The sequence below is a fragment of the Butyrivibrio sp. INlla16 genome (assembly GCF_900104155.1).
Lineage (GTDB): Bacteria > Bacillota > Clostridia > Lachnospirales > Lachnospiraceae > Butyrivibrio.
On record NZ_FMYB01000057.1, the window covers coordinates 1 to 20,521 of the forward strand.

Sequence of the window (20,521 nt, forward strand, 5' to 3'; positions counted from 1 at the left end):
AGCTACACTTTAAGGAAAGCCAGATGGCTTTTCAAGTATATATTGTTATGTTGTTAAGGTGCGTAGGCTTCCACACATATGCCAGAGGCCTCATTAAATATAGCAGTTTTGTGTTTCTAATGAGGAATAGATATGCTTTTACCGGATTTTTCATCCCAGAGGGAAAAAGAAAAATACTTTAGATCTCTTAATGATGAGCAGAAGATAGATGCTTTAAATGAGATGGTAGATATTTCTGAACATATAGTGTTTCTTGGCGGAGCAGGTGTGTCTACTGAGAGTGGTATTCCCGATTTTAGAAGTAAGAACGGCCTGTATCATAAGAAGGATAAGCGGTTTTCTATGTATAAACCGGAATACCTCTTAAGCTATGACTGCCTAAATAAGAAACCTGTGGTTTTCTTTGATTATTTCCGCAAGAACCTTGATTGCAGGAGTATAGAGCCAAACGATGCCCATAGAAAGCTTTTCCAGATGGAACAGAGGGGTAAGTTGGATGGAGTTATTACGCAGAATATAGACGGACTTCATCAGAAAGCCGGTAGTAAAAAGGTATGTGAGATCCATGGTAGTGCTCTTAGATCAACGCCTAAGTGTACAGTTTTTCAAAGTACAATTACCTATTTGCTATGATTGTCTCCTAAAGTAAATGACATTGTTTCACTAGAGAGCATTTATTTTTCAATTGGTACCCATAAAATATAATTAAATGGATACCAAAACAAGAAAAAAGAGCTGTGTTGATAAACAAAAATCCTATTTTGCCCCCGCGATATTCGGTGTTTCCTTTTGTGTGGTTGCGCGATTTATGAGGATTGGGGCGATTACTTCGTGGCGGATCGGGAGTTCCTCAGGGATTCTGCGGTGCCTGCCTTTGATCTGAGCAACCAGTATTTCCATGGCGGATTTAGTGATCTGATCAAGCTGCTGACCAACTGTACTGAAAGGAATAATAGCCTGGGCAGAAATCGGAGATCCGTCGTAACCCACTAATCTAAAATCGTCAGGGAAATTCCCATAAGCTCTAAGCAAATGCAAAAGGGATATATTTGCAAAGGTATCATTTGCGCAAAAAATCCCTTTTCGTTTTCCGGGATATCTTTTTGCAATATCGTCAATAATCTTAGGGATGTTTTCGGAATATTCTTCATAGCTAAGTCCCAAATCCTGAATTATAACTTCATTAGGCATGTTCTTTTCATTGCAGACATACTTAAAACCGTTCAATCGGCCATAGGAGTATGAGTGCTTATCCTTGGAATAATAGGCAGAGCGTGTAGCACCATAGGGGGTTGAATCTATGAAAAACAGAATATCGCAGTCGCTCTTATACAGAAGGCTTGTAGCCTGAATTCCACCCATATAGTTGTCATTGTGGACACTGGAGATAAACTCATCTTCACGCTCTATGGCAACAATCGGAATATCGTAGGAAGCGTATTCCTTAGAAGATATAGTATGAGATAGTGTTATTATGCCCTCGACATTATAGGCGTTAAGCTCACGAATATATTTTCTCTCCAGCTCAATATCCGACTGCCCTTCAAAAACCAGAAACTTATAGCCATAAGTACTGTAGGAGGAGATCAGATGGTGCATTACCTCAGAATAATAGGGCATATACAGGTTTGGTATGACAAGCCCGATAAATTCTGTATGTCCACTGGGAAGTATTTTGGCAATCTTGTTTTCCTGATACCCAAGAGTTTCAACAGCCTCTCGGATTTTCTCCTGATTCTCCAGAGTAAGGGAGTCCGGATTACTAAAATATCTTGATATTGTTGTCTTTGAAAAATTGCAGTATCTAGCCAGATCTGCATAAGACACTTTCTTTGACTTCATAAATAAAACATCCTATTCAAAAATAATTTAGCAGCACACAGGCTATTATCGTAAACGAAATTATGGATTGCCTGATATGTCTGTCAATAACCGTACCCATTATTATACACAAAAGGTGCAATTAAAGTAACCGGTTATGATGTGATAAATACTGAATATTTTGAACAAAAAATAAAATGGTTATTCATGAAAAATGATGAAATTTTTTTTAGGGGTTGAAATCTTATATCCGGAAATTTATACTCAAGAAAGTAACCGGTTACTTGACCGATTACGCAAAATTAAGTAACCGGTTACATGATCGGTAATTCAAGTGCATACAGAGCTGGTAGAACATGTGAAATGACAGCAGAATGTGTGCAAAAAGGGAGGAAAAATGGGAAGAAGGGGAGAGAAAAGTCCTGCAGCTAAGAAAGCAGGCAGAAGCAGGAACCTGAAAAAGGTATTGTCAGCGTGGCAGCTATATGTGCTGCTCTTGCCATCTCTTGTATGGGCAATAGTCTTTGCATATTATCCGATGTACGGACTAATCATTTCATTTAAGGATTACAAAATCCGTCAGGGAATTATGGGAAGCCCCTGGGCTAATCCAATCTTTAAATATTTCCAACAGTTTTTCAGTACAAGCATAGCAGTAACCGCTATTAAAAACACAATCCTGATAAGCCTTGAGAGCATAGTAATTGCTTTCTGGATACCAATTGTATTTGCACTTCTTTTAAACCAGATAAGAAATCTTAGAACAAGAAAGGTTATACAGACAATAAGCTATGCGCCTTACTTCATGTCAAACGTAGTTGTAGTAAGTATCATATCAGTTTTCTTCTCAGCTACAGGTGTAATGAACCACATGATAGGTGCTTCCAATCCGATACTTTTCACATCACTTCCACAGTGGTTCAGAACACTTTACATCGGATCCAATATCTGGCAGACAATGGGATTCAACGCAGTTATTTACATCGCAGCGCTCACATCAATAAGCCCGGACTACTACGAGGCAGCAACGATAGACGGCGCAACAAAATGGCAGCAGATTAAGTACATTGATATTCCGATGATCATGCCAACAGTAATCCTGATGCTGATCCTTCAGATAGGTAACATCATGAACGTAGGATATGAGAAAGCTTTCCTTATGCAGAACGGTTCAAACACTATCGTCAGCGAGCTCATCTCTACTTACGTATACAAAGTCGGACTTCAGACAGCGCAGTACAGCTTTGCTACAGCAGTAGGACTTTTCAATTCAGTTGTTAACTTCATCATACTGATAATTGCTAATCAGATTGCGAAAAAAGTAAGCGATATCAGCATATTCTAGGAGGCAGGTAATGGCAAAAACACAGAATACGTCCAAGGTTAAGCTGGGACGAGCAAATAAAATTTTCATGGGAGTTGTAATCCTTTTGATGATCATTGTTTGTGTGATCATTATCTATCCTATTTATTATGTTTTACTGGCATCGATTACAGACCCTGTAACAGTTAATTCGGGAAAAGTGCTCCTGTATCCGGAGAGTCCTTATTTCGAGGGATATAAAACGACATTCGCATATAAGCCTTTGTGGGTTGCGTATGGTAACACAATTCTCTACACAGTTGTAGGAACTGCAGTAGCACTAATTGCGACAGTTCCCGCAGGATATGCACTTTCAAGAAAAGACCTTCCTGGCAGACGAGGACTGATATTTGTATTTACATTCACCATGTTTTTTGGCGGCGGAATAATACCTCTCTACCTGACAATCAGAAACCTTGGTATCTATAACACCATATGGGCAATGGTTCTTCCTGTTGCGGTATCAGCATACAACCTTATCGTATGCAGATCATTCTTTGAGTCGGGAATACCGGGAGAGCTCCAGGAAGCAGCCAAGGTAGACGGATGCAGCGACTTTAGATTCTTCTTCGAAATTGCTATTCCGATCTCTACAACAATTATTGCAGTAATGGCACTTTTCTATGCAACAGCTATGTGGAACCAGTTCTTTAATGCACTGATGTTCCTGCAGGATGATAACAAGATGCCTCTTCAGGTAGTCCTCAGAAACCTGGTACTTATGAACCAGTCTAACCAGATGGGATCATCAGGAGATGCTCTTGTAACCAAGCAAAAACTGGCTGAGCAGCTTAAATATTGCATAGTCGTAGTTTCCGCAGCACCACTTCTTATGGTTTATCCCTTCATTCAGAAGTACTTTGCAAAGGGTGTAACAATCGGAGCTGTTAAGGGATAAAAAGATGACACTTACAGATGATATAACAATCGGAGCAGTTAAAGGTTGAGTGATAACCCTGACAAAAATAACTTAAGTTTATGTAGAGCAGGGTAAAAAATAAATCACAGTTTTTTATAAGGAGGACATTTATTTATGAAAAAGAAATTGTTGGCATCACTACTTACAATTGCCATGTCTGCATCAGTGATTGCAGGCTGCGGTAATCAGGCAGCGAACCAGGCAACAGATCAGGGAGCTGAGACAACTACTGAATCTGCACCCAGCGAAAATGCTGAGAAGCTTGAAGAAGCAGTTGAAACAGCTACATCTGCGGCAGATGCAGGTCTTACACCTGAGGAGCAGGAGGCTGTTGATGCAGGACTTATCCAGCTTGACGGCACACTTCCCATTATCAAGGATCCAGCTGCATTTGAAGAAAAGTACGGCAAAATCTCAATGCTGCTCGTAAATACAGCAGATCGTCTGGTAGAGCCCGGCGAACTTGAGATGTGCAAAAAGTGGTTCGAGGACACAGGTGTTGAGTTTGACTGGCAGCCTATCCCCGGAGAGGGCGCTCAGGAGAAAATTAACCTGATGCTTGCTTCAGGACAGGACCTTCCTGATGTATTCTGGAACTTTGGTGATGGTAAATCCGGTAATATCGTTGTTCAGTATGCTGATCAGGATATTTTCGTAGAGACAGAGGGACTTATCAATGAGTATATGCCCAATGTAAAGGCAATCCTTGATGAGCATCCTACATACTGGATGGAGATCACAGCACCTAACGGTCACACCTACGGCTTCCCTTATATCGAGGAGATGTACGGACTTGTTCTTACACCCGGTCCCCTTCTTATCAACAAGAACTGGCTTGATCAGGTAGGAAAAGAAGTTCCCACAACAGTTGATGAACTTGTAGACTGCCTTAAGGCTTTCAAGGATGCAGGTGACCTTAACGGAAACGGCGAAGCTGATGAAGTTCCTATGGCTTCATGGTTTGGCGCAACAGATACATTTGGTTCCTACAACATTTTCTACAGACTTACAGGCTGCTTTGGACAGGCAGATTCATATTGCGGTGGTAATGCATATGCTGACCACATGAGAATAATCGATGATAAGGTTGTATTTACTGCTCAGGATGAAGCATTCAGAAAGACTGCTGAATTATTCAATGAGCTCTATAACGAAGGTCTTATCTGGGAAGGCTCTTTTGAGGCAGATGAAAGTGCTTCCTACAAGCAGTCAATCATCAAGGAAGACGTTGCACGTATAGGTGTATTCGGAACATGGACAGATCAGGAGATCACAAATCTTGATGTACATGATCAGTATGTTGCAATTCCAAGACTTACAGGCGAAGCTGGTAAGAGCGGATTCCTTAACAACTTCTCACAGCTTCAGGATTCATCTAATACAGCTATTACAACATCATGCAAATTCCCTCATGTAGTAGCAAGATTCGTTGACTACATGGCTGGCGATCCCAAGGTTGCAGTTACTTCAAACTGGGGTGCAATCGGATACAACTACAAGGAAGATGCTGACGGAGTCATCAGAACACCTCTTGATGCTGACGGACACTACATGCCTCAGCAGGATGCTTACCAGACATTCGGTGATGCGAGAGTTAACTCAACACCTTGCCGTGGTTCTATGATCATTCTTGATAAATACTATGATGACTATGAAGGAAGCGATAAGGTCGGTGCAGCAGGTTATGCATTTGATGCAGTACAGCTCCTTGAGAACCAGAGAACAAACGGTAAAGATGAGATTATGGAGGAATACACAGCTGTTCCCCGTGTTCTTATGACAACAGATGAGCTTACAAGACTTGCACAGATCCAGCCTACAGTGTCCGATATTGTGGACAGATATATCAATACATGGATCACAACAGGTGTTACAGATGACAGTTGGAATGCATATCTTGGAGAGCTTGAGAGCGCAGGCGTTAACGATATCGTATCTATTTATCAGACAGCTGTGGACAGAAGCAAGAAGAATTAAGTAACAGTAACAAGGAGATTAGACAAAAATGAGCAGCAGGAAAGAGAATTGCTATCCGATTATGCATTTCGCACCGGATTATGGCTGGTTAAATGACCCCAACGGATTGGTGTATCATGACGGAATATTCGAGTTATATTATCAAAGTAATCCGAACGGAGTGGAATGGGATGACATGACCTGGGGACACGCAAGAAGCACTGACCTCATACACTGGGAAGAACTGGAACCTGTATTATATCCAGATGAAAACGGAATGATGTACTCAGGATGCGGACTTAGAAATGACAGAGGTGAGCTTGGACTTCCAAAGGATGCATTACTTTTTCCCTATACTGCTGCAGGTTTTGACGAAGGCCTTTCCAATCCTTACTTCACCATCAGACTTGCGTACAGCACTGATGGTGGAGCCTCCCTTATAAAACGGGGCGATAAACTTTTGCAGGAGATGGCGCCTGACAATCGTGACCCTAAGGTATTCTGGCATGAAGAGTCCAAGGCTTATGTACTGGTACTCTGGATAGAGAAAAATGATTTTGGAATTTTCAGATCCGAGAATATGCAGAATTTTGAGTTATCGCAGCGCATTACACTTGAAGGCGGTTTCGAGTGCCCTGACTTATTCGAGCTTCCGGTCATAGGCGATGACGGGAACGTCTCTGAAAAGAGATGGGTATTCTGGGCAGCAGACGGAATGTACTTTGTGGGCGATTTTGACGGATATAAATTCACTCCTACTCAGGATAAAAAGAAAGCATATTTTATTACAACACTTCCATATGCGGCGCAGACCTGGTCGGGGGATCCAAAGGGCAGGGTGATACAGATTCCATGGCTTAGGACCAAATGCGTATACAATCAGACCACAAGTACCATGGGAATACCCAGAGAATTGACGCTCAGGAAGATAAATGGCAGCTATGTTATAAAGCATGCGATACCGGAAGAAATTACATCCAGGGTGCAGCCGGTATCTGAGCTAACAAAGGGGGAGTCATCTTATATATCAAAGGACAGTGCTATTTTCCTTGATCTCGATAACCTGTCAGGCAGCACAGTTAATCTGTACGCAAGCGGAGAGAACGATCCTTTCGTGACTCTCAAATATAACGACAGGACCGGGGCAATTGGAATCTCTGACGGAAAGGTTACCGAATTCATGTTCCTTGGAAGAGAGCATAGGGATAAAGCAACAATTATCTATGACAGAGGAATAATCGAGCTTACTACCGGTGATGATACAATCCTTCAGATGACGGATCTTCCTCATCTTAGGAGCATAGAGTGCAACAGGATCAGCTTCGAGAGCGGAGAAGGAAACCTTAAAGTGGGTATGATTTACTAAAGATAAATAGAAATTTCATGTTACCGGCTGATGATAGAGAAGCATCAGCCGGTATTTTTGTAATGGCAATGAGTTACTATTCACAGACAATGTCATTCACTTTACGGAATCCTATGAAAAATATGTAGGATTCCATTTTTATACCAGTAACTCAAAAAATATAGTAAATTAAAGATTATACGCTTGACAAAATAGTGCATATGTGCGGCTTTTTTCTGATTATCAATCAGAAAAAAGCCAATTAATTAGGATTTGTTCACTATCAACTAACCTAATTAAGGAGGCACACATATGGCATATGCAGATGTTGTAAAAATGATGCTTATAGCATCAATCGATGAACTGGCAAAGAATCCCGAACAATTCGCTCTTCATCCTGGTAAGGATTTTACTCGTAACCGTAAATTATGTTTTAAGGATTTTATTCTCTTACTGCTCACTATGTAAGGTGATTGTATACGGGAAGAGCTCTACCGCTTCTTTGGGCGTTCCGAGGAGACACCAAAGAAAGCAGCTTATTGCAATCAACGTGCAAAGCTGAAATCTGATTCCTTACTTAATCTTTTGCACATATTCACGCAAAAATTCTCTCGCAATCTATACAAAGATAAATATAGTCTCGTTGCCTGTGACGGTTCTGTTGCAGATATCTTTCGTGATGAAACAGATAAAGATACTTATTTTCCGCCAAACAACAAATCTCCAAGAGGTTTTAATCAAATCCATATAAATGCTTTATATTCTGTTTTGGACAAAAAGTTCCTTGACGTTTTGGTACAGCCTTGCCGGAAACGAAATGAATATCAAGCTTTTTGTCAGATGGTAGACCGGTCAGATAACAGTACTCTTTCCATCTATCTTGCAGACAGAGGATATGCTTCATATAACAACTTTGCCCATGTAATGGCTCACAATCAATACTTTCTCATTAGATGTACCGATGTTAAAACATCCAGGTTGTTAGGATTTTCAGTAGATAATGTCAAAGAACTTGATTATCATGTTGACCGCATTCTTACTCGATCCAACTCTAAGAAAAAACGTATGTATCCTGAACGCAATAAAGACTATAGATATATTTGCCAGGAAGTTCCCTTTGATTATCTTGATTCTGAATGTACTGAATTTCATATGCCTTTACGTATAGTACGAATTGAAATAGCGGATAATACTTATGAAAACCTTATAACTAACCTGCCTGACATTGAGTTTGATATAGATGAATTAAAAGATTTATATCACAGGCGCTGGGATCAGGAAACTGCATATAGGGATTTAAAATACCCTCTATGTTTAAAAGCTTTCCATAGCAAAAAATACAAGTACATTGTCCAAGAAGTCTATGCCAGAGCAATCATGTTTAATTACTGCTCTGAAATAGCCATGCATGCAGAAATACCGAAGCGAGAACGGAAACTACAATATCAAGTCAATTTCGCACAAGCCATAAAGATAAGTCGTGACCATCTTAGAAATAGAGATAAAAAGCGCCATATAAATGCATCAGGTCTGATTGCCAATAACATTGAACCAATCAGACCTGAGAGAACCTATCGCCGCCAAGCAAGGTTCAAATTACCTATGAGTTTCTGCTATCGAAACTAAGCATTACTCACAACTAACTATACCTCTTTTATCCATCTACGAGAAGCCAAAAAAGAACTTCTTATAGGCTTGTTAAAGTTACCCTTTTTCATGAATACTACGCTTCTTGAACAGGTTTATACTATAATTATTCTCATTTTGAACAGTTCCATTTATGTAATCTCTTAGATCAACGCCTAAGTGTACAGTTTTTCAAAGTACAATTACCTATTTGCTATGATTGTCTCCTAAAGTAAATGACATTGGCTGTGAATAGTAACTGAGGTGTATATACAAGATATGGCTGTCATTTTTATTGGACTGCAAAATTTTTATACTAAAAGTACAAAGAAACAAGCAACTAGTCTTTTGGAGGGTGTGACGTGGAAAGACTTATTTATTGGCTTAGTAAGTGTATTCACAAGAACAACAGGTTCTGTAAGCATTTTTGTGTCACATGTGAATTCTACGAATTCTGTAAGTGTGACAAAGGGCTGGAGGATGAAAAGGTATGAGTATTATGATGAGAGTTTTATTGGGACTAGGAGCCATGTTGCTGATGTTTATGAGTTGTCCGCTTTAAGGACAGGGGTATGGAAAGAGTTTTGACAGGGGATGCTAATAGCATCCTTTTTGTCGTAGGTATTTTTTAATGAGATTGGAGGTGCATAGCCGTGAACAATATTGTTACTGAGAAAAAGTCGTCATATTCATTATACGAAGAGCTGATAAACCAGCGAGACCGCTACAAAAAAGATGCATTCCAGTATGAGCGCGGATATGTCAGGGAATTTGGAGAACTTATCCTTGCTGTTTTTAACAAAAAGATTGAGTGCATAGAAAAAAAGAAGATCATAGATTTCTGCCAGAAGGCGATAAACCGGGATGAACCTATAGACCAGAATAAGCTCAATGCATATATAAAGGAAGAAATGGCAGAGTTCACTGAAAAGCTTCACCATATGGAAGAGGATTATAGGGAAGCTAAAAGCGGAGGGGTTATAAGTGATAAGGATTACCTTGAAGTAAAGCGTATCTACCACAGGATTGTAAAGAAGATTCATCCGGACATAAATCCAGAGGTAGCTGAGAATGAAGATCTTATGGACCTTTGGAACAGGGTAGTTGTTGCATATAACTGTAATGATTTACAGGCGCTTCAGGAACTTGAGTTTCTTGTAGCACAGGCGTTGAAGGATACAGACATAGAGGACGTGGAGATTGAAATTCCCAATATCGAAGAAAAGATAAAGGCTCTTGAGGAAGAGATAGAGCACATCGTATCTACGGTACCTTATATATATAAGTTTCTTTTAGAAGATGAGGATGCAATCAGCGATAAGAAGCTTGAGCTGTCATATGAGCTTAAGGAGTATGAGAAATACTGTGAGGAACTCGATAAAGTGCTTGAGGCGTTTGTTATAAGCGGGGTGACGATGTTATGGCCAATGAACTGATGATAAATGGTGAGAATATGGTGGCTGTCATAGGCACTCATGACCTCGGGGATATCTTAAAACCCCTCGTTAAAGAGATACACCTTTTTGACACCTATATTGCCGGGACAACTCATCTTGATGATATGTCTGTTCTAAAGAAGGCAAAAAGAGGAGATGAGCTTATCCTTAAAAGGGAAGATAACAAGTATGATTCCAATGCTATCCTTGTGCTTAACGCAGATAAAAAGAAGCTTGGATATGTACCAATGAAGGATAATACAGTTTTTGCGCGTCTTATGGATGCAGGGAAACTTCTTAAGGCAAGGATAACAAAGATTGATAAGCAGGATTCTTTTACTGAGATAAGTGTAAGGATCTTTATGGTTGATTATTAAGGAGGACTGTTATGTACGGAGCATTTCTTGGAGATATGATTGGAGCACCATATGAATTTGATCGGGGAAATAAATCAAAGGAATTTGAGATGTTTAACGATGCTGTTGAGTTTACAGATGACAGTGTTATGACTATAGCGGTTTGCGAGGGAATACTTAATGCGGGCCTTGATTCCGATGAAAAGATCATGAAGGCTGAAATTATAAAGAGCATGAAAGACTGGGGAAGGAGATTCCCAGGTGCCGGTTACGGTGCAAAGTTCAGTTGGTGGCTCATGCTTGATGATCCAAATCCCTATGGTAGTTTTGGTAACGGATCTGCCATGAGGGTTTCGTCCGTCGGATGGTTTTATGACTCAATTGAGAGGACAAGGGAAGTTGCTAGATGGACTGCGGAGGTGACCCATAACCATCCTGAAGGGGTTAAAGGAGCAGAAGCTACAGCATCTGCTATATTCCTTGCGAGAATCGGAAAGAGTAAAGCAGAGATAAGGGACTATATAATTTCCGAATTTGGCTATGATCTATCGAGGACTTGCGATGAAATACGCCCTTCTTACAGGCATGTTGAATCATGTCAGGAGACTGTTCCCGAGGCAATGACGGCTTTTCTTGAAGGAAATGATTTTGAGGATGTCATTAGGACTGTGGTTTCCCTTGGTGGAGACTGTGACACACTTACCTGTATAGCAGGGAGCATAGCGGAAGCATTTTATTCTGTGCCGTATGAAATGATAAAGGAGTGCAGGCTAAGGCTAACCTGGGAGATGCTTAACGTAATAGACAGATTCAAGGAAAAGGCACTTGGTTTTGGAGATAGTAATGAATAATAAAGATTTTTTTGATGATAATGGAATATATGCTACAGAAGGAAAGGTAGTTTTAAGGACTTTTAGGGATGAGGACAGGGATGCTTTTATTTCTTTAAAAAAAGATGTTAGCGATATTGGCGCAGCGTATGATCTTATGCCGGAATTTGCTGAAATCTCATGGCAGGAAGTTCTTACCGGAAGTGATGGTAATGTTCATATTTGCCTTGAATATGGTTCCTATGGCTGTATCGGCTATCTTAATTTACAGCATCCGGATAGGGATATTCCTGAGATAGGAATAGATATAGTAAAAGATTTCAGAAATAAGGGCATCGGTTATCAAGCGGTAAAGCTTCTTATGGAACATGCAGGTTTGATTGCAGGATATAAAACTTTTGAAGCGGAGATATACAGTGATAACAGGGCAAGTACCGCTCTGTTTAAAAAGCTTGGAGCTAAACAGATAGATGTTGTCCAGGGTGAGTTTTCGGAAATGATGGATTCTTTTAAAGAATCTCTTGGCCAGGAGAAAATAGATGAAGTCTGGGCTGAACATAGAGATGTTTATGATAAGGAAATGGCTAGAGAGATAGTTAGATATCACATCTGTTTTGATAAATGAGATCTGATGATTCAGAAAACTTGATTAATATTGAAAATGCACTTATGAAGGCTAAGAAACTGTGAACTTTAGTTATAGTTTAATGAGTGTCGCCAGTTTCTTATAAGACGATTATGATTTATAATTTTATGTGTTATGAATATAAGTTTTGATAGGGGTTATATATGATTATTTTTACTGATAGACTTTACATTACTACCTTTGAAGGGAACGATGCAAAAGCGTGCTTTGAAAATTGGGGAAAAAATATAGAATCAGGGCATCCTATACTTGGATTATCTGTTGCAAATAGCAATGAATTGGTAACGAGTATGAAGCGCTTTCCAGGGGTGATTTGTAGTAATGGAATATATACAAAGGATGATGTGCCGGTAGGCGTAGTGGCTATTAATGAACTCTACAAAGATCAAAATGTTGCAGAGATTGGCATTTTGATCGGGAAGGAGTATCGAAGAAAAGGATACGCTTACGAGGCTGTTGTGGGCATACTCAGCAGGCTGTTTACGACAGGCCATTATTACATTGTTGAAGCAAAATGCAATGTTGATGATTTTGCGGTTAAGGATCTGTTGGAGAAGATTGGATTTCAAAAAGAGGCATATTTAAGGGGAAGAGTTAAATCAGATTCTCAGAAAAGAGAGGTTTTACTGGTTTACTCAATCACTTGCGAAGAATTCTTTAAGGAAAATGAAGAGGAAACAACTTTTGTAAGTTATACAGAACCAAAGCCGAAAAAAACAAGCAATTTAGCGGTTGGATACGGACGTCCCACGCAAACAGTAAAAAGTGGGGATATTGTAGTTGTTCCATACTTTGGTAAAAAGCCTGAGGGACCAGGTATAAAGGCAAAGGGAACACATATAATCGTAGCTGGCAAAAATGGTGGTAGGGAAAAAAGGCTCTCGGTATTTTATGATGAGAGAACACATACTCTTTACATGGAGAATAATATTTATGTGAAGTATAAATCCCGATTGATAGGTAAAGATTTAGCATCATTGCTGTTTTCGACAGATAATCAACAGAAATCGGAAAATCCTAATAATAGTAAGAAGATTACAGCTAGAACGAAACCTGAAAAATGTTCAATATGTGGGGAATACATCCGCCTATTTGGCGACACTGGTATGTGCTGGGAATGCTACAAGGATAACAGGGAGACGATGTTTAGCTGAATAACTCAAGGGTATAAATAAAAATGTCTATTAAAATAATATGTGAAAACATTAAGGATGTATCAGTAGATGCTATTGTGAATCCTGTGTCTGTTTATCCTATAAAGTCTGAAAGAGATCTTACCGGTGCTGTTAGCAGAAAAATTTGCCTGAGTAGTATCAATCAGATAATTCAAGCAGGTGATAATATTGAACCGATTAACGAGGGACAGGTGGCTGTAACTTTAGGATATGGCTTAGCGGCAGATTTTATCATGCACGCTGTTTTCCCGCAAAATCTGGATCAAATGGATGATGATTTAGCAAAGCAAAAAGTCTGGTCATTTTATAAAAACTGTATACTTACTGCTAAGGATAATGATTATGAATCTATAGCATTTCCGTATTTGTTAAATGAAAGCTCTGATGAAATTCTATTTGAAGCGCTAACCAGCTGTTTTTCTTCGCCAATAATGGATCTCAATTGGGAAGCAAGGGGCATAGATGTATATCTGGTATTTGATGGTGAAGGTCAGGATTATAAAAGATTTATTTCGCTAGTATTGAACAGGTATATAGATCTAAATTATCTGCCAGATGAAGATGAGGCTTTCTTTGAGGTTTGTGATAATTGTGAGTGTGATTTTTATTATGAAGATGCACTCTCTGAAAGGATAGAACATGTTGAGGATACTTTTTCAGAATATCTTTTGTATCTTATAAAATCAAAAGGAATAACTATTATTTGGGGATTGGTAAACAGCATGACATTGATTTGGATTGGGAGGATTATCCATTTGCAAAGTATGGTGTGGCGCAGGTCTTATTACAGTGTACACATTTAAATGATTACAAAATGGAACATGGTTATATTTTTGCCCTTGATGAAAATGATTATATCAAAGGATATATTGAATTTCAGGATTGGGAAACGGATTCAGTGACTATTGATATGAAGACTGTGGCGTTTTTTCTGTTATCAATAGGTGCGGAGAGCTTCATTTTTTGCCATAATCATCCAACTGACGGAGAAGACGAGGATTATCTCTGTAGTGCAAGTAAGGAGGATATACGCGTTGTAGGAACATTGTTTTCATTGGCAGATATTCTTGGAATAGAGCTTCAGGATAGCTTGATTTTTACACAATCGTTCTGGCGATCAATGTGGGAGGGAGGCGGACAGAACCCGTATTGTATTGAGAAAGTATGTTAAAAAAGAGAATTTCTGAAAATATCATAAAACCAAGTATCAATCGAAGGGGGAAATGATGGATATAAGAGACTATGATACAGCCCTGTTGCCATATCATTTTGTACTGTTTTTTGATCTGCCAATAGAAAAACTGCTCATTTATAAGATTCTTTTCCAAGGTCAGGAAGAAGATAATGCTTTGCTAACATATTGTTATGTTGATTCGAATTATGGAATCAGCTACAAGGCAATATGCTGGGTGACGATACAACCTGATGGAAGTACAGTTTTCCACCGTCAAAGGAGAGGGGTATGTATGCTTACCCTAAGGGAGGGGAGTATAAGTTGTAAAGCAGATGTTTTGGATGAAGCATTCATGCCTTCTTACGCTGATGATGCAGAAGAAATAAGGAATAATTATGGGTGTTCTTTTCCAAATAAGGAAAGATACTACAACAGATTTAGACATCCTATTTATTCAACAAAGGTTTATACGATATTTATGACTGCTAATCATAAGCATGAAAACATCTGGGTAGATGAACAATGTGTTAACGATGATGGCAGTATTATGGCATCCCTTTCAGAGGAACCTCAAGTATCACAAATTGGGCTACACAAAGGTGAGCTGGTCCATGTTGTCATACGAGACGTAGGAAATGGATTATATGCACCATTTGCTGTACTTGATTGGATGAAAAAATAAAGCTGTGAGTAAGAACTAGTGTTTGTGTCAACTGTGGAGTTTATAGTACATATCATAGGCTAGAATAATAGCATAAAAGAATAAATTAATTTTTGATGTGGAGTGTACCCCGCCACCCTTTACTGAACCTGAAATAAACCATCGAGGCAATTGCCGACGGTGACAAACTCAGGAACAATCTGTTTTATCTCACCGTCGTTTATCTGATTGTATAGTTTATTTCAGAACCCGTAAAGGGCAAGCCCTTCGGGTGGCTCACTTGTGCCTCGGGATCAAAATCTAGGAACAATCTGATTTTGCTTTCGGTACATTTTTTGATGTATTTACATTTGGGAAAAGGAGATTTATGGGTAGCGGTTTTAAATGCTTTTGTGATAAGTGCGGATATAGCTTTGATGCAATGTTTGGAATCGGTATGATGGGGTTCATGGTTCGCGAGAAAGAAACAAAGAAAATGCGAGCAGGGAAATATGGTGAACAGGGGAAGAGGTTTTTTATGGAACACCCGGATGGTTCAGTTACTACTAATTATGTCGTTGTAAAGTGTACTTCGTGTGGGGAGTTTCACAATGTTTATGATTTTGATCTTCAGATTCCTGAACCGAAGATGGAGAAATCTAAGCAAAATCTGAAGGAGGCTTTGGACAGAGGTGATCCAGAAGCATGTAAGCTTCCAAAAGAACATGTGGAGCGGATTCTTAACAGAACATATTATGTGACTAAAGAAAAATATGAGCATAAGTGTAAAAAGTGCGGGGGAAAGGCAGAAATTGTAGAGAATTTTGAGAATTTGGTACAGGCAGGAAAGATAGATTGTCCTAGGTGTGAGAATAGGCTTTCTACAAGTGACTATATTCTGTGGGATTAAAGTATGTAGCTTATAAGGTTTTTTCCAAGTTGCTAGTAATTTGTTAATTGATATCAAAGGGATGGTGAGTAAATGGAAATTTTCAACGTGCCATCAAGCATATTTTTTCACAGTTTTTTCCACGCGATTATTACTTGTTTTGAATGTCCTGATGAATTAAAAATGGTACAATAAATAAGTGTGTAATATGTAGATATTCTTCAATATTATTGCATATATTTGGAGGATTACTTTTATATGAAAGCTCTTTCAATTCACCCATATTATGCTATGGCGATAATAGCAGGTCAGAAAACTGTTGAAATAAGATCTTGGGAGACTAATTACAGAGGAGATATCCTGATTTGTTCTACTGCGAAAAAGCAACGTGGAACTATACCCGGACATGCTTTGGGTGTTGTTACACTCGAAGATGTAAGGAGATTTGAGAAAAAGGATTGTAAACCAGCATTATTAGATCCTAAGGATTATGTATATCATTGCATAGATTATGCATGGATTTTAACTAATGTTAGACCAATAAAGCCTGTTCCAGTGAAGGGGAAATTATCTTTATGGAACTATGATGGTGCAATAGAGTTTATTCCTGAATCAGAGTGGCTATTACCTGAAGGTATTGAACCAGGAAGTGAGCAAGATACTGGAGAGTTCTTTGAAAAATACTGGAAAAAACTGATCTACTAAAACAGAGTCTGAATAATTTGAAAATGAATCAGAAATAATTATAAGCAGGAGAAAGCAGTAATGATAGATACTGAAATCAAATATGCACCCGGAATGCGAATTATAGTTCGCGGCGAAGAGTGGATGGTAAAGAAAGTTGAGACAAATAGCCTAGGTAACCAGACCTTGCATGTAATCGGCCTTTCTCAACTTGTAAAAGATTATGAGTCCATGTTCCTAGTGGATGTTGAAGATGATATAGAAATTGTAGATCCGGCCAAGGTGCAACTTGTACCGGATAATTCTGCTTTCTTCAGAAAGTCCAAGGTATATATTGAAAGCCAGTGGAGAAGTAAGATTCCTACTGACAATAAAATTCATATTGGCGATAAGGCTGCAATGGATCTTATGCCTTATCAGCTTGAGCCTGCGCAGATGGCTCTTAATAAACCCCGGCAGAGAATCCTTATAGCTGATACAGTTGGTCTCGGTAAAACTCTTGAGGCTGGAATTCTTATGTCCGAGCTTATTGCACGTGGTAAGGGGAAGAGAATCCTCGTCGTTACTGTTAAGAGTATGATGACGCAGTTCCAAAAGGAGATGTGGAATAGATGAGAACAAGTTCTGATTGGGACAAAACCTCGTTTAATCTTTCATATGATGGTGAGTTGCATATAATCGTTACATATTGGGAACCAATAGTTGATTGTGTCGTCCGGATATCAGCAGAGGATCTTGATAAAATAAAATCATTGATTCCGACAGAGTCAATATTAGCAATAGACGATTGCTGTGATGGAGATGCATGGTCTTTTGAGGCATTTGACGAGGTTGGAAATGTGATCTTTCATAGGGAAATGTTCTACACATATGATATTGTACCTTTGGAGAAGATACAGGCTATCCTTAAATCATATATTCCAGAATATACTGTTCCGGAATATGATGAAAAGGAGTAATCATTAATGACTGTGGTTGCTAATTTACAGAAAAATAAGTGTTTATAATTATTTAATTAGCATGGTGTAAGTCAAAAGAGCATATTTATTTAGCGATAATGATATAATGATTTATATGGGGAGCCAACGGCTCCCTTTTGTGATTTTTGAGGAAAAAGCATGCATATTATATGGATAGTTATAATCATATTATTTATATTACTGTTTGCAATAGACCTATTTCTCATTCCTAAGCTTAGAGGCAACCTAGGTGAGCATCGGGTTCACAAGATTTTGAATAGGTTGCCAAAGGACAGGTATTTCGTTTTTAATGATTTAGTTGTAAAAGGCGATAGGGGACTTACTCAAATTGATCATGTGGTCCTTTCTATATACGGGATATTTGTTATTGAAACAAAAAACATGCGAGGTCATATATATGGTTCGATTAATGGCAGAGAGTGGACCAAATATTCATATGGATGGAAATTAAAATTCATGAACCCTATTCATCAGAATTATGGTCATATAAAAGCTCTGGAAAGCTTTTTGGGAAAACCTGAAAATAGTCTTCATAATATAGTTGTATTTGCAGGGGATGAAAAGCTTCAATTTGATGCGGGGAAAAATGTGGTCTATGATGATGAGTTATTTGATAAGATCTGCAGTTTCAAAGATATATTACTAACGCCTGATGAGGTGACAAAAATATCACAGTTGCTTTTAGCGTTAAAAACTAATGATAAAGAAGTACACCAAGAGCATATGAAAGAAATAAATAGCCGACTGGATGAAATAGATAATAAGCTGGATAATGGTATATGTCCTAAATGTGGTGGCCGTCTTGTACTGCGGAAAGGAAAGTATGGGGAGTTTTATGGGTGCTCAAATTACCCCAAATGTAGATATACAATAGGTAAAGATGATTACTAGAATTTAGAGAATAATACAATTTATAGCATAAAGGCAAAGGCTATTTGTCTGAGGAAATCAAATTGAAATATAGTCAGGAACAGATAAAAGCATTAAAAGAATATTATCCTATTGCAAATTATGATGAACTTTTTAAGTATTTTCCGGGAAAAACAAAGAGACAAATAAAGAGTGTTGCTAGGTACTATAGAGTTAAGTCTAGTAATCCTGGACATAGAAAAGATCTTACAGGACAAAAGTTTGGTTATCTTACTGTGGAAGGCATTGACCATGTAATAAATCATAAGGTTTATTGGAAATGTAGATGTGTATGTGGAAAGCCATATGTTTCGGTAGCAAGTGTATTAAAAAGAGGAAAAACTAGTTGTGGTTGCATAAAAAAACCGATTGTTCGTGCGGATCATACGGGTGAGAGATATGGAATGTTGGTGGCGGTTGAAAGAATTCCAAATTATTTAGGTAGAGGAAGAACTTATTATAGGTGTCTTTGTGATTGTGGGAATTATAAGATTGTTTCCGGAAGTTCCTTGGTAACAGGGAATGTCAAAACATGTGGTTGTATATCTAGGAAAAGAAGGAAATTCAATGAAGTGTAAAAAAAACAGTATGATGATACAAAATCTGTTTACCAAGTTTACTGCCATCGATCACCAAATGGTAAGGTATATATAGGGATAACCAAACAGACAACTGCAAAAAGGTGGCAGAATGGAAATGGGTATTGTACACAACCTAAGTTTTGGAATGCTATCCAAAAATATGGATGGGAAAACTTTGAACACATTATATTAGAAACAAACTTAACAGAGCAATCAGCGTGTGATCGTGAATTATTTTATATAAGGAAATACAACAGCACAGATACAAAATATGGATATAACACATATGAAGGTGGATCTACAGGAAGATCTCTGGTAAATCCAATAATGCAGTATTTTAATGATAAACCAGTTAATTTTTTTGAAAGCTCTGTCCATGCTGCTAAATTATTAAATGTTTCTGTTGGTGCTGTTCGAAATTATATTTCTGGAAAATCACACATAGAAGGTTATAGATTCGAGAAAATGGACTCTATTCATACATATGATATTGATCCAGAACTGTACAATATCTTTTCCGAAGAACATTTATCAATTAAATCGTTACTATTAAAGCAATGTCGCGAGAAGACTATTGCAAGAAACAAGCAAGGCGTAAAAAGAATATGTCAATATGATAAAGAAGGGCATTTTATTAAAGTATATGATAGTATTGCGGAAGCCCAAAATGAACTGCATTTGCAAGGGAATATAAGCCATGTACTCAGCGATGACAATATCTCTAAAAGTGCAGGAGGGTTTCAATGGAAATATGATAATGGTGATTATAGTGATATCGCACCATTAAAAAATAATGGGAAGGCTGTTGCTCAAATAAGTTCATCATCTGGGAAGATAATAGCAAAATTCGAATCTATGGCAGAGGCAGAGCGAAAAACTGGTATTGATCATAGACAAATATGGAAATGTTGCCAAGGGCTTCATAAAACCTCTGGAGGGTTCGTTTGGAAATATGAGGAAGAATAATAGATTTTATATAAAAACAAAGATTTGAGATATTTTCATGCGTATAATTGTAACTATCTGCACAGATAGTTATCGAGACCAATTTTGATTACGATGATATGCAAGAAAATGGCTTAAATATGAATAACAATGAGGCTTCTGGCATGATGGTGGGTACTATGCCAGTCCTCTGATGTATATTTGCAATTGAAAAACCATCTGTGTTTCTGTAATGTATTAGCGTCC

Annotated in this window: 23 protein-coding genes and 1 pseudogene; 23 read left to right on the forward strand and 1 reads right to left on the reverse strand. The window is 38.4% G+C overall.

What is annotated here, in order from left to right:
- The first annotated feature begins 132 nt into the window (after positions 1-132).
- Complete coding sequence (locus tag BLR42_RS18870; RefSeq protein ID WP_091872503.1) at positions 133-633, forward strand: SIR2 family NAD-dependent protein deacylase; 501 nt, start codon at positions 133-135, stop codon at positions 631-633.
- 123 nt (positions 634-756) lie between these two features.
- Here the strand turns inward: BLR42_RS18870 and BLR42_RS18875 are convergent, their stop codons facing one another.
- Entirely contained in the window at positions 757-1,842 is a 1,086-nt protein-coding gene (locus tag BLR42_RS18875; protein ID WP_091872506.1) for a LacI family DNA-binding transcriptional regulator, read from the reverse strand.
- Between the two features lie 376 nt (positions 1,843-2,218).
- On the opposite strand from BLR42_RS18875, the gene BLR42_RS18880 reads away from it, so the two are divergent.
- From BLR42_RS18880 to BLR42_RS23825, 22 genes and pseudogenes are all read left to right on the forward strand, one after another.
- Positions 2,219-3,166, forward strand: a complete 948-nt coding sequence (locus BLR42_RS18880) for an ABC transporter permease (RefSeq protein WP_026664172.1) — start codon at positions 2,219-2,221, stop codon at positions 3,164-3,166.
- Positions 3,167-3,176: 10 nt separating this feature from the next.
- Complete coding sequence (locus tag BLR42_RS18885) at positions 3,177-4,082, forward strand: carbohydrate ABC transporter permease (protein WP_035786851.1); 906 nt, start codon at positions 3,177-3,179, stop codon at positions 4,080-4,082.
- A 135-nt stretch (positions 4,083-4,217) separates the two neighbouring features.
- Positions 4,218-6,080, forward strand: coding sequence for an extracellular solute-binding protein (locus BLR42_RS18890; protein ID WP_091872508.1), 1,863 nt, complete (start codon positions 4,218-4,220; stop codon positions 6,078-6,080).
- A gap of 28 nt (positions 6,081-6,108) precedes the next feature.
- Positions 6,109-7,425: a glycoside hydrolase family 32 protein gene (locus BLR42_RS18895; RefSeq protein ID WP_091872511.1), complete on the forward strand. Its 1,317-nt coding sequence runs from the start codon at positions 6,109-6,111 to the stop codon at positions 7,423-7,425.
- Between the two features lie 291 nt (positions 7,426-7,716).
- Entirely contained in the window at positions 7,717-7,872 is a 156-nt protein-coding gene (locus BLR42_RS23660) for a hypothetical protein (protein WP_242879431.1), read from the forward strand.
- A gap of 9 nt (positions 7,873-7,881) precedes the next feature.
- Positions 7,882-9,030, forward strand: coding sequence for an IS4 family transposase (locus BLR42_RS18900; RefSeq protein ID WP_278289408.1), 1,149 nt, complete (start codon positions 7,882-7,884; stop codon positions 9,028-9,030).
- A 653-nt stretch (positions 9,031-9,683) separates the two neighbouring features.
- Complete coding sequence (locus BLR42_RS18910) at positions 9,684-10,466, forward strand: hypothetical protein (RefSeq protein ID WP_091872517.1); 783 nt, start codon at positions 9,684-9,686, stop codon at positions 10,464-10,466.
- Entirely contained in the window at positions 10,451-10,843 is a 393-nt protein-coding gene (locus BLR42_RS18915; protein ID WP_091872520.1) for an HIRAN domain-containing protein, read from the forward strand. The genes BLR42_RS18910 and BLR42_RS18915 overlap by 16 nt, the downstream gene beginning before the upstream one ends.
- Positions 10,844-10,854: 11 nt before the next feature.
- Positions 10,855-11,673 (forward strand): ADP-ribosylglycohydrolase family protein, encoded by an 819-nt coding sequence (locus BLR42_RS18920; protein ID WP_091872523.1) that lies wholly within the window; start codon positions 10,855-10,857, stop codon positions 11,671-11,673.
- Positions 11,666-12,277 carry a GNAT family N-acetyltransferase gene (locus tag BLR42_RS18925; RefSeq protein ID WP_091872525.1) on the forward strand — a complete coding sequence of 204 codons (612 nt, stop codon included), beginning with the start codon at positions 11,666-11,668 and terminating at the stop codon, positions 12,275-12,277. Before BLR42_RS18920 ends, BLR42_RS18925 begins: the two co-directional genes overlap by 8 nt.
- A 164-nt stretch (positions 12,278-12,441) precedes the next feature.
- Entirely contained in the window at positions 12,442-13,452 is a 1,011-nt protein-coding gene (locus tag BLR42_RS18930; RefSeq protein ID WP_091872528.1) for a GNAT family N-acetyltransferase, read from the forward strand.
- Between the two features lie 23 nt (positions 13,453-13,475).
- Positions 13,476-14,276: a macro domain-containing protein gene (locus tag BLR42_RS18935; RefSeq protein ID WP_091872531.1), complete on the forward strand. Its 801-nt coding sequence runs from the start codon at positions 13,476-13,478 to the stop codon at positions 14,274-14,276.
- Positions 14,277-14,287: 11 nt separating this feature from the next.
- A complete protein-coding gene (locus BLR42_RS18940; protein ID WP_091872533.1) occupies positions 14,288-14,644 on the forward strand; it encodes a JAB domain-containing protein in 357 nt (118 codons plus the stop codon).
- 52 nt (positions 14,645-14,696) lie between these two features.
- Entirely contained in the window at positions 14,697-15,329 is a 633-nt protein-coding gene (locus BLR42_RS18945) for a hypothetical protein (RefSeq protein WP_139165213.1), read from the forward strand.
- Positions 15,330-15,675: 346 nt separating this feature from the next.
- The gene (locus tag BLR42_RS18950) at positions 15,676-16,197 is read left to right on the forward strand and encodes a hypothetical protein (RefSeq protein ID WP_091872538.1); all 522 of its coding nucleotides are present in this window, start codon (positions 15,676-15,678) and stop codon (positions 16,195-16,197) included.
- Between the two features lie 237 nt (positions 16,198-16,434).
- Positions 16,435-16,881, forward strand: coding sequence for an ASCH domain-containing protein (locus BLR42_RS18955; RefSeq protein ID WP_091872541.1), 447 nt, complete (start codon positions 16,435-16,437; stop codon positions 16,879-16,881).
- Between the two features lie 60 nt (positions 16,882-16,941).
- A complete protein-coding gene (locus tag BLR42_RS18960; protein WP_242879432.1) occupies positions 16,942-17,475 on the forward strand; it encodes a DEAD/DEAH box helicase family protein in 534 nt (177 codons plus the stop codon).
- A complete protein-coding gene (locus tag BLR42_RS18965; protein ID WP_091872544.1) occupies positions 17,472-17,819 on the forward strand; it encodes a hypothetical protein in 348 nt (115 codons plus the stop codon). The genes BLR42_RS18960 and BLR42_RS18965 overlap by 4 nt, the downstream gene beginning before the upstream one ends.
- A gap of 159 nt (positions 17,820-17,978) precedes the next feature.
- Positions 17,979-18,731, forward strand: coding sequence for an NERD domain-containing protein (locus BLR42_RS18970; RefSeq protein WP_091872546.1), 753 nt, complete (start codon positions 17,979-17,981; stop codon positions 18,729-18,731).
- A 62-nt stretch (positions 18,732-18,793) separates the two neighbouring features.
- Complete coding sequence (locus tag BLR42_RS18975) at positions 18,794-19,327, forward strand: hypothetical protein (RefSeq protein WP_091872549.1); 534 nt, start codon at positions 18,794-18,796, stop codon at positions 19,325-19,327.
- Positions 19,328-19,369: 42 nt separating this feature from the next.
- Positions 19,370-20,029, forward strand: a pseudogene (locus BLR42_RS23015) (NUMOD1 domain-containing DNA-binding protein); the annotation flags it as partial.
- Positions 20,009-20,296 (forward strand): NUMOD1 domain-containing DNA-binding protein, encoded by a 288-nt coding sequence (locus BLR42_RS23825; RefSeq protein WP_278289409.1) that lies wholly within the window; start codon positions 20,009-20,011, stop codon positions 20,294-20,296. The pseudogene BLR42_RS23015 and the gene BLR42_RS23825, both read left to right, overlap by 21 nt.
- Positions 20,297-20,521: the final 225 nt, after the last annotated feature.

Coding starts and splice junctions, on each gene's coding strand:
- BLR42_RS18955 (WP_091872541.1), top strand. CDS start 16,435: ATGAAAGCTCTTTCAATTCACCCATATTATGCTATGGCGATAATAGCA.
- BLR42_RS18920 (WP_091872523.1), top strand. CDS start 10,855: ATGTACGGAGCATTTCTTGGAGATATGATTGGAGCACCATATGAATTT.
- BLR42_RS18875 (WP_091872506.1), bottom strand. CDS start 1,842: ATGAAGTCAAAGAAAGTGTCTTATGCAGATCTGGCTAGATACTGCAAT.
- BLR42_RS18940 (WP_091872533.1), top strand. CDS start 14,288: ATGGAACATGGTTATATTTTTGCCCTTGATGAAAATGATTATATCAAA.
- BLR42_RS18890 (WP_091872508.1), top strand. CDS start 4,218: ATGAAAAAGAAATTGTTGGCATCACTACTTACAATTGCCATGTCTGCA.
- BLR42_RS18885 (WP_035786851.1), top strand. CDS start 3,177: ATGGCAAAAACACAGAATACGTCCAAGGTTAAGCTGGGACGAGCAAAT.
- BLR42_RS18970 (WP_091872546.1), top strand. CDS start 17,979: ATGCATATTATATGGATAGTTATAATCATATTATTTATATTACTGTTT.
- BLR42_RS18895 (WP_091872511.1), top strand. CDS start 6,109: ATGAGCAGCAGGAAAGAGAATTGCTATCCGATTATGCATTTCGCACCG.
- BLR42_RS18880 (WP_026664172.1), top strand. CDS start 2,219: ATGGGAAGAAGGGGAGAGAAAAGTCCTGCAGCTAAGAAAGCAGGCAGA.
- BLR42_RS23660 (WP_242879431.1), top strand. CDS start 7,717: ATGGCATATGCAGATGTTGTAAAAATGATGCTTATAGCATCAATCGAT.
- BLR42_RS18925 (WP_091872525.1), top strand. CDS start 11,666: ATGAATAATAAAGATTTTTTTGATGATAATGGAATATATGCTACAGAA.
- BLR42_RS18960 (WP_242879432.1), top strand. CDS start 16,942: ATGATAGATACTGAAATCAAATATGCACCCGGAATGCGAATTATAGTT.
- BLR42_RS18945 (WP_139165213.1), top strand. CDS start 14,697: ATGATGGATATAAGAGACTATGATACAGCCCTGTTGCCATATCATTTT.
- BLR42_RS18965 (WP_091872544.1), top strand. CDS start 17,472: ATGAGAACAAGTTCTGATTGGGACAAAACCTCGTTTAATCTTTCATAT.
- BLR42_RS18870 (WP_091872503.1), top strand. CDS start 133: ATGCTTTTACCGGATTTTTCATCCCAGAGGGAAAAAGAAAAATACTTT.
- BLR42_RS18950 (WP_091872538.1), top strand. CDS start 15,676: ATGGGTAGCGGTTTTAAATGCTTTTGTGATAAGTGCGGATATAGCTTT.
- BLR42_RS18935 (WP_091872531.1), top strand. CDS start 13,476: ATGTCTATTAAAATAATATGTGAAAACATTAAGGATGTATCAGTAGAT.
- BLR42_RS18930 (WP_091872528.1), top strand. CDS start 12,442: ATGATTATTTTTACTGATAGACTTTACATTACTACCTTTGAAGGGAAC.
- BLR42_RS18915 (WP_091872520.1), top strand. CDS start 10,451: ATGGCCAATGAACTGATGATAAATGGTGAGAATATGGTGGCTGTCATA.